Genomic DNA, 2,149 nt, shown 5'->3' with positions numbered 1-2,149 from the left:
TCGTCTGTGATCTATTCGCTATTATTTTGTGATCTATTCGCTATATGTGTTGTGATCTTTCTACCTAGGTTTCCTGTGAGTAATTATTGTTGAATGTTAGGAGATCTCTGTGCGAAATGTCAGTTTTTCTAATGCAATTTTTTGATTACGAACCGAAACCGAAACACGTTTATGTCCAAAAGCTTGCCAGCTAATCAACAACTAACGTCAAAACCAAAACGGGTTGTAGTTAACATTGGTGTCATAGACATCAATGTTATCTTTCTTCTTGATATAGCGAACAATAAACCATGCAGGGATCACAAACAGTAAGCTGTAAGCCATTTTAATCTTCCAGCCGCCAAACATCATTTTAACCAAAGCTGTGTTACTCATCTTTCCTGAGAACGCTAAGTAATCGACAACGATACTCAATAAGCCTTGTCCAAAAGCGGTAGTACAAACACTGGGAATAATAAAGTGCTTTCCTTGCAACCAAATTTTGGTGGTCGACAGTAAATAAGCATTCATAAACTCCCCGCAAAAGAAGCCCGCCATTCCAGAAAAGACATACCGTACAGTCGGTTCAAATACAGTGTCATAGGCTTGGGCATGAACAAAAACATCAGGGTTAGGCAATGCCGTGATCCATTGAGAAGTAAAAGCAAAGAACAGCTCTACTATAATGCCTAACCATACGAAGATTTTTGCTGTCGAATAGCCGTAAACTTCAACCACAATATCGCAGATGATAAATGAGACAGGAAATACGAAAATACCACCGGGCAGCGTCATCCCAAACACTTTAATGAAGTAGTTGGCAAAACATACCGTTAAACATAGAATCGATAAATAAGCGGCCTGTAACAGTAGCAAATTATGGTGTATTTTCACTGTTTGGTGCACATTAACCGGTTTCATTATTTCGTGGCCTTTCCGCATAAATACCCCATCTGTAGCAAGTCTAAGCCGTCAAAGTTTGAATACAGCTCTTTATCTTGTCGTAGCTCATCAATCGAAACGCTTCTCTGTAAATTTTTTTGAAGATCTGTAATTTTAAAAGTGATGTTGTCACCATCAAAAAATAAGATGCTGTGCAGTGTAAATCGAGATTGGAGCAAGTGGGGGGAGTAATACTGATAAAAGGTTAGATTACGAACATCAAGCTGAGACAGTGACTTTAGCCAACTTAAGTCATTGATAATTTCAGAAATGACAACCTTAAAAGTATAATGTGAATAGCGCATAACAATATACGCATACTTTATGTCTTCAACTTCAAACATTCTAACGACTCGATATGCGATACGAGTGTCATCTGTGAATTCGTTATACAGCCCTTTGACCGTAGAGACCAAGCTTCTATTTCTAACCGTTTGCATTAGTCTCTCCTCCTGCCAATGATGCCGACACTTTCACGACCATCAAGCAACAAGCTGTCTGGAAATTGCCCTTTGCGATTGATGTAATCTACCTCGACAATTTCGAAACCCGCCTTTTCGAATAATACAGAAAGTGAGTCTTTATCTAGCCAATGCACAAATTCAGGTAAATTATCAGACCAACTTTTTTCCCAATGTTTTGGGTTATCTATCTCACCGGAAAATTCAACACCAGCTGCTTTACGCTTCTCATATTCAGGGATAAAAGAAAGCCAATTTGTCAGAAACGTAGTTTCACAAACCACATACAGTTCACCGTTGGGTTCAAGCCAATCATAAACTTGCTGTAACGAGGCTTTGATTTGTTCACCAGAAAAGAAATGCAGTACACGGCTGATTAAGATTTTTCTGAATGACTTGGCCGGAAAGCCCATCTCATGTGGAAATTCAGCAGCTAATGTTTCTAGCTCTGAGTAACCTAACTTACTGGCGGCATCTTCGAGGTGTTCAAGATGGCGAATGTCCATATCGTTTGCAATGACCTTCGCACCGTTTTCTAATGCCTTCATGGTGGCATAGCCAAATGCAGCTCCTATTTCTAAAAACTGACCATCAGCGTATTCAGTAAACTTGATAGTGAAAGGATCAAGATGTGGTGCTGCATAACCTTGTTTATTGAAAAATTAAAACCACGTCCTTTGGGCGTGGTAATCAGCGACAGGCTATGCCTGTAGCATCCACTCATGTTAAGACTTTTCTAGTTGTCCCCACAACAAAGAAAGGTCTAT

At 39.6% G+C, this 2,149-nt stretch carries 3 protein-coding genes; all 3 read right to left on the bottom strand.

Annotated elements, in window-relative coordinates:
- Positions 1 to 207: 207 nt before the first annotated feature.
- The 3 genes from JQC92_RS22030 to JQC92_RS22020 are packed head-to-tail and all read right to left on the bottom strand — an operon-like array spanning position 208 to position 1,996.
- Complete coding sequence (locus JQC92_RS22030; protein ID WP_205001671.1) at positions 208 to 900, bottom strand: queuosine precursor transporter; 693 nt, start codon at positions 898 to 900, stop codon at positions 208 to 210.
- Positions 900 to 1,361 carry a hypothetical protein gene (locus tag JQC92_RS22025; protein ID WP_205001670.1) on the bottom strand — a complete coding sequence of 154 codons (462 nt, stop codon included), beginning with the start codon at positions 1,359 to 1,361 and terminating at the stop codon, positions 900 to 902. The genes JQC92_RS22030 and JQC92_RS22025 overlap by 1 nt, the downstream gene beginning before the upstream one ends.
- Positions 1,361 to 1,996, bottom strand: a complete 636-nt coding sequence (locus JQC92_RS22020) for a methyltransferase domain-containing protein (protein ID WP_205001672.1) — start codon at positions 1,994 to 1,996, stop codon at positions 1,361 to 1,363. Before JQC92_RS22020 ends, JQC92_RS22025 begins: the two co-directional genes overlap by 1 nt.
- Between the last annotated feature and the right edge of the window lie 153 nt (positions 1,997 to 2,149).

Origin of the sequence: Parashewanella hymeniacidonis (genome assembly GCF_016900895.1) — a bacterium.
GTDB lineage: Bacteria > Pseudomonadota > Gammaproteobacteria > Enterobacterales > Shewanellaceae > Parashewanella > Parashewanella hymeniacidonis.
The sequence above is the reverse complement of the archived record's forward strand: the minus strand, read 5'-3'. Positions and strand labels throughout refer to the sequence as shown.